This is a genomic window from Achromobacter sp. DMS1 (assembly GCF_001270295.1).
The window spans coordinates 1-6,116 of sequence record NZ_LHSJ01000252.1 but is presented as its reverse complement, the minus strand read 5'-3'; the positions used below and the strand labels follow the sequence as shown (position 1 = coordinate 6,116).

The following is a 6,116-nucleotide window of genomic DNA, read 5'->3' as shown; positions in this document are numbered from 1 at the left end:
GGCCTGGCCGGCCGGAACCGCGTGGCCGGCCGCGCCATTTGCCGAGCAGGGACATGAGCATGAGGGGGCCCCGGCTCGTCAGGGGGGATCGGGGCGCCGCCGCAGCGAAAATCCCTGGGCGGCGTTCATGGCCAGGTAGCTGATGTTGCGCGACACGACCGGCGGGGCCTCGCCGCCATGCAGGGCCCGGACCTGGTCCAGCACCATTTTGTCGGCCAGCGTCATGCGGTCGATCATGCGCAGGTATTGCATCCAGCTTTCGACCAGGAACACCTCGCGCCAGACGCCCTCGCGCTCCAGGTCGCGGAAAAGCTGCCACTGCTGGGCGCCGTTACGCAGCCGCAGCAGCCGCAGCGGGCGCGCCGTCTTGATGAGGTCGCCCAGCTTTTCGTGGGCGATCAGGTACTCCACCGCCACCAGCACCGAGCCGTGCTGCGTATTGAAGCCCGCCTGGGCCAGCGCCGGCTCGGCGCTGTCGGCACGGGCCAGCGATTGCGCATCCACGTGTTCGGGCAGGCGCGAGCGGTACAGCAGGGCGACGGTGATGCCGAGCATGATGCCGGCGGCCGCCAGCGCGCCGGACACGCCCATGGTGCCGGCGAAGTGGCCCCACATGAACGAGCCCGCCGCCAGCCCGCCGAAGATCGCCGTCTGGTAGAGCGCCAGCGAACGCGCCTTGACCCAGTCGGGCACCAGCATCTGCACGGTGGTGTTGTAGGTGGCGAGCACCCCGATCCAGCAGCCGCCCGCCAGCAGCAGCGCCGGAAACGCCAGCCACAGCGTGCCGGTGAGGCCCAGGATGAGCAGGCACACGGCAAGCAGCGTGGCCGCGCCGCTGATCAGGCCGCCCGCGCCCCAGGCGGCCTGCACGCGGCGCACCACCGCGCTGCCCAGGATGGCGCCCACGCCCAGGGCGCCCAGCATGTAGCCGTACAGCAGGGCGTTGCCGCCTTCGTGCTCGTGCGCCAGCAGCGGCAGCAGCGCCCAGAGCGCGCTGGCCGAAAGGCCGAAGGCGAACGAGCGCAGCATCACGATGCGTGTCACGGTGGAATGCTGGGTGTAGCGCAGCGCGGCGACCACGCCTTCGAACAGGCCTTCGGGCGGCAGCCGCCGCGCGGGCACGTCGCGCTTCCAGCGCCAGATGGCCCAGACCAGGCCGCCGTAGCAGACGCAATTGAGCAGGAACACCCAGGGCGCGCCCATGGCGCCCAGCAGCAGGCCGCCGATGGCCGGCCCCACCGCCCGCGCCACGTTGAAGTTGACGCTGTTGAGCAGCACCGCGCTGCCCACGTGGGCCTTGGGCACCTGCTCGCCCACCGCGGCCTGCCAGGCCGGCGTGACGATGGCGCTGCCGATGGCGATGCAGAACACCGAGGCGATCAGCGTGATCGGATGCAGCAGCCCGGCAAAGGCGAGGAGGGTGATGAAAACCCCGCCCGTCAGCTCCAGCAGCATGCCCAGCAGCATGACTTTGCGGCGGTCGTGGTTGTCGGCCACCACGCCGGTGACGATGGACAGGGCGACCAGCGGCAGGGCCGCCGCGACCTGGATCATGGCCACCATCAGCGGGCTGCTCTGCTGGGTGGTGATGATCCACGCGGCCGCCACGGACTGGGCCCAGGTGCCCAGGTTGGCAAAGAGATTGGCGATCCAGATGGTGCGGAACGCCGGGAACGCGAACGGCGAAAGGGTGCTGACTTGGAGCACGGGCTCGGGCGGGGCCGGCGGGTCGGCAGGCAGGTCGGTACTGGCCGAGACGGGTGAGAGCATGTAGACCTCTTGAAACGTCCCCCGGCGCTGCCGCGCCGGGGTCCGCTCAATGGTACGCCCAAAGTTCCCGCCCCCGGGCCACCCGGCCGGAGTCTTACTTCTTCTGCGGGGGATAGGCCTCGTCCAGGTACCGCACGATCAGCGGGATCTGCTCGGCCGTGATGGGCGCGCCGTAGGTCTGCACCATTTTCTTGACTTCGGCTTCCCAGAATCCGGCGGGCATGGGCGGCTGCGAGGAGATGTAGTCCACCGAATGGCACATGTAGCACTGGGCGGCGTTCTGGGCGCCCGAGGCGGCGTGCAGCGTGGCGGTTTCCTTGGGCAGGTCGATCTCCAGCGCAAGGGCGGGGGCGGCACAGGCGCCGGCCAGGGCGAGGGCGGCGGCCAGGCGCGGAAAGGCGGTAGGCATGGCGCTCTCCTCAGGCGGCGGTGACGTGGATGGCTTCGACCACGTTGCGCATGTAGCCGGCCGGGTTCCAGGCGGGCTGCATGGGCTGGGTCTCGCCGCCATTGCTGGTGGCGCGCACCAGCAGCGTGTGCCGGCCGGCCGCGGGCGTGAGGTCGATCCGCCATTCGCGGAACGAATAGCGGCCCAGGTCCTGGCCCAGCGTGGCCGCCTTCCAGGACTTGCCGCCGTCGGCCGAGAACTGCACCTCGCGGATGCCCTGACCGCCGTCGAAGGCGATGCCGCGCACCGTGCTGCGCCTGCCGGCCGGCAGGCGGCCGCCGTCCTGCAGGCTGGTGATGAAGCTGCGCACATTGAAGCGGCCGATGGGCCGGGTCTTTTCCGGCGCCTTGCCCGGCGGGGTACAGGCGCAGTCGTTGTCGGGGATGCGGTAGGCTTTCTGCATCCAGAAGCCGTCGAACTCGCGGTCCAGCACCTTGATGTCGGCCAGATGCTTGACCCAATAGGTGCCGTAATAGCCGGGCACCACGAGCCGCACCGGATAGCCGTTGAGCATGGGCAGGTCCGCGCCGTTCATGGACCAGGCCAGCATCACCTCGCCGTCCATCGCGTGCGCGGCGTCCAGGGCCTTGACGAACTCCGGCGTAGCCGGCAGCACCGGCCGGTCCAGGCCCTCGAACGTGATCTGCCTGGCCTGGGCGCGGATGCCGGCCTTTTCGAGCACGCGCTTGAGCGGCACGCCCTGCCAGCGCGCATTGCCCATGGCCCCGTTGGCTAGCTGGCCGCCCGCCACGCGGGGCTCGAAGAAGCCCCGGCTGTTGCCCGAGCATTGCGCCACCGCCACCAGCTCGACGGGCGGGCCGAAATCCTTCTTGAGCTGGTCCAGCGTCAGTTCCAGCGGCGCATCCACCAGGCCGGTAACGCGCAGCCGGTAGGCGGCTGGATCGACCTGGGTGGGAATGTTGGCGAGGTGATAACGCACGAAGAACGCATCGTTGGGCGTGATGACGTCTTCGGCGAAAACGGAAAAGGGCGTCTCGAGTTGCGGCGGGCGCGCGGTGAGGCGGATCAGCGGCCGTTTTTGCGGATAGGCGACCAGCTCGCGCTCGCCATTGGCGAAAGGCAGGGTGATGGTGGAAGGGGCGGCCAGCGCGGCGGCGGCGCGGCCGGCGAGCGAGCCGGCGGCTCCCAGGGCGCAGGCCTGGCGCAGGAAGCGCCGGCGCCTGTCTTCGGCGGGGGCTGTCATGGATTGTCTCCTGGACTGTTCTGGTTGCGGGCCATCGGGCCCGGGACGTTCTGCGGTCCGGTCCGATCAGCCTAGGAGAGGCTAGCTGACAAATACCTAAATGCGCGCCTGGAAACGCGCCGCGGCCGTTCCATTAACGGCGTTTTCCGTCCTGGCGCGGGCCGCGCCAGGCGAAATCAGACGGAATCAGCCCGCCTGGCAGGCCGTGTCCTCGCTGGCGCGGGGGGCGGCCGGGGCCGCGYTGGGGGGCGCAGGCGGGCGCTGCGGAAGGGGGCGAACAGCTCGGCCCACGACGAGGGCAGCAGCGGCGTGGCATGACGCACCGCATCGCGGCGGGCATAGTGCGCCAGCAGTTGCTGGCCGATACGGGCTTCTCCGAGGGGATGGCGGTTGGATTGGGGGGTGTTCATGGTATTTCCGTATTGCCTTGAAAGTGTATTCATTGTACGGGAAAACCCGAATACGCACCAGCCCCGATCTGCGCCGACAAGTCATTGATTTGCTTGAACATGTCCCTATATTTCCGGCCCCGCTCTCCATGGGCGGGAATACCCTAGCAGTCAAAAACGGTAGACGGTATACAATGTTCAGCATGGTCGGGCTATGAGAGCCTGGCATTCCTCCCTCTGGATCTGGAGCGCGACATGGCTGAACTGATGAACCGAGACGAATTCCGCACGGCGTTGGAAAACGCCATCAAGGGCAAGAGCGCCAATGCCTCGCCTTTCAGCATTGCCTGGGCCGAAGGCAAGCTGAGCCGCGAGCACCTGGCCCGCTGGGCGGAAAACCATTATCACTACGTCGGTCCCTTCGCCGACTACCTGGGCTACCTGTACGCCCGCACCCCCGACAGCTACACCGAGGCCAAGGATTTCCTGCTCGCCAATATGTACGAGGAAGAAATCGGCGGCGACCGCCACACGGACCTGCTGATCCGCTTCGCGGAAGCCTGCGGCACCACGCGCGAGCGCGTCGTGGACCCGGACAACATGTCGCCCACCACGCGCGGGCTGCAGAGCTGGTGCTATGCGGTCGCCATGCGCGAAGACCCCATCGTGGCCGTCGCGGGCCTGGTGGTCGGCCTGGAATCGCAGGTGCCCTCCATCTACCGCAAGCAGACGCCCACGCTGCGCGAGAAGTATGGCTTCACCGACGAAGAGGTGGAGTTTTTCGACCTGCACATCGTGTCCGACGAGATTCACGGCGAGCGCGGCTACCAGATCGTGCTGGAGCACGCCAACACGGTGGAGCTGCAGCAGCGCTGCCTGAAGATCTGCGAAATCGGCGCCCAGATGCGCCTGCTCTACACCACGGCGCTCTACAACGACTATGTGCAGAAGGAAATCTCGCTGCCCGAGCTGGGCCTGGCCGCCTGAACGGGGCCCCGGAGAGGACACACAGGAGCCGTCGCCCCGGTTCGCGCCGGGGCGGCTTCGGAACGCACACCATGCCTATCGTCGTATTTCACAAAGGCGGCCAGACCTACACCGAGGAGGTGAAGGAAAACACCAACCTGGTGGTGCGCGCCGGCATCAAGCAGTTTCCCTATCCCCACCTGCGCTACGAGTGCGGCATGGGCAAGTGCGCCAAGTGCGCCTGCCGCGTGCTGGCCGGCGCGGAACACCTGCCTCCGGTGAACTGGAAGGAAAAAAAGCAGCTCGGCGACCGCATCGAGCAGGGCTACCGGCTTGCCTGCCAGCTCTGGCTCAACAGCGACATCGAGCTGGTCCAGGACCAGGAGTGAGCCGATGGAATCCGCATTCGTCATCCTGACCACCAAACCCGGCGTGTTCCGCACCGAATGCGGGCCGGAGGTGGAAATCGTCGAAACCTACGACTATCACTTCTACGGCCGCCGGCTGGCGGTCTACAGCATCGCCCGGCTGCGGGGCGAGACGCGGGTGGTCGTCACGGAAGAAACGCCGCCGCACGTGGTGAACCGCGTGCCTACCAAGTTCCTGGAGAAATTCGATTCCATCGAGGCGGCGCGCAAGGAGCTGGACCACCTGACCCGGTTCGGCAGCATCGAAACCCGGCTCACGCTGCGCGCCGCCGAAGCGGCCGCCGGCGGAGCCTGAAAGCGGGATCCAGACAAGATGGTCCACATCACATTCATTTCCAACGGCGGCAAGGTTGCCACCGCGCCCGAGAACAGCAACCTGTTGCGCGTGTCGCTCAGGGAGCAGGGAGGCATTCCGTTCAAGTGCGGCGGAGGTCTGTGCGGCACCTGCAAGTGCCGCATCGAAGACGGGCTGGAAAACACCGACGCCATCAAGCCCAAGGAGCGCAAGCACCTGCGGCCCGAAGACTTCGAGGCCGGCTACCGCATGGCCTGCCAGACCTTCGTGAAAGGCGACATCAAGGTGTCGTGGGTGGTGGAAAACGGCAAGGGCATCGTAGTGGGCGTGGCGCCGCGCGGGACCGCCGGCGCGCCGGCCGCCGGATCGCCGGCCGCCGGATCGCCGGCCTGCGGAATCGCCCGGCCGAATCCGCCTGAGCGCGGGCGCGGCCGGGTCTCGGGGGCGCCGGCCGCCGGGATCGCCGGCCGCCGGGATCGCCGGCCGCCGGATCGCCGGCCGCCGGATCAAGCGGCCGACGCCCGCGACTGCGACTGCCTGACTTGGCTTCGGTGTAAGCCTTGGCGGCGTTGTGCACGTGCTGGCTGGCCAGCAGGGCCGCCAGGTCGCCGTTGCC

General features: G+C 68.2%; 6 protein-coding genes and 2 pseudogenes. 4 read left to right on the top strand and 4 right to left on the bottom strand.

Annotation, left to right across the window (positions count from 1 at the left end; genetic code table 11):
• Window positions 1-78: 78 nt before the first annotated feature.
• The 3 genes from AD428_RS21510 to AD428_RS21500 form a co-directional block, all read right to left on the bottom strand.
• Window positions 79-1,770: an MFS transporter gene (locus tag AD428_RS21510; RefSeq protein ID WP_053246537.1), complete on the bottom strand. Its 1,692-nt coding sequence runs from the start codon at window positions 1,768-1,770 to the stop codon at window positions 79-81.
• 94 nt (window positions 1,771-1,864) lie between these two features.
• Window positions 1,865-2,179: a hypothetical protein gene (locus AD428_RS21505; RefSeq protein ID WP_053246536.1), complete on the bottom strand. Its 315-nt coding sequence runs from the start codon at window positions 2,177-2,179 to the stop codon at window positions 1,865-1,867.
• Between the two features lie 10 nt (window positions 2,180-2,189).
• On the bottom strand, window positions 2,190-3,422 hold the full coding sequence (locus tag AD428_RS21500; RefSeq protein ID WP_053246535.1) for a molybdopterin-dependent oxidoreductase: 1,233 nt from the start codon (window positions 3,420-3,422) through the stop codon (window positions 2,190-2,192).
• A 644-nt stretch (window positions 3,423-4,066) separates the two neighbouring features.
• Here AD428_RS21500 and AD428_RS21495 point away from each other — a divergent pair.
• From AD428_RS21495 to AD428_RS21480, 4 genes and pseudogenes are all read left to right on the top strand, one after another.
• Window positions 4,067-4,798 (top strand): TenA family transcriptional regulator, encoded by a 732-nt coding sequence (locus AD428_RS21495; protein WP_053246534.1) that lies wholly within the window; start codon window positions 4,067-4,069, stop codon window positions 4,796-4,798.
• A 71-nt stretch (window positions 4,799-4,869) separates the two neighbouring features.
• Window positions 4,870-5,166, top strand: a complete 297-nt coding sequence (locus AD428_RS21490) for a 2Fe-2S iron-sulfur cluster-binding protein (protein WP_053246533.1) — start codon at window positions 4,870-4,872, stop codon at window positions 5,164-5,166.
• Window positions 5,167-5,170: 4 nt separating this feature from the next.
• Window positions 5,171-5,500, top strand: coding sequence for a hypothetical protein (locus AD428_RS21485; protein WP_053246532.1), 330 nt, complete (start codon window positions 5,171-5,173; stop codon window positions 5,498-5,500).
• 18 nt (window positions 5,501-5,518) lie between these two features.
• Window positions 5,519-5,794: pseudogene (locus AD428_RS21480) on the top strand (2Fe-2S iron-sulfur cluster-binding protein); the annotation flags it as partial.
• 247 nt (window positions 5,795-6,041) lie between these two features.
• On the opposite strand, the pseudogene AD428_RS28555 reads toward AD428_RS21480, so the two are convergent.
• Window positions 6,042-6,116 (bottom strand): annotated as a pseudogene (locus tag AD428_RS28555) (GntR family transcriptional regulator); the annotation flags it as partial.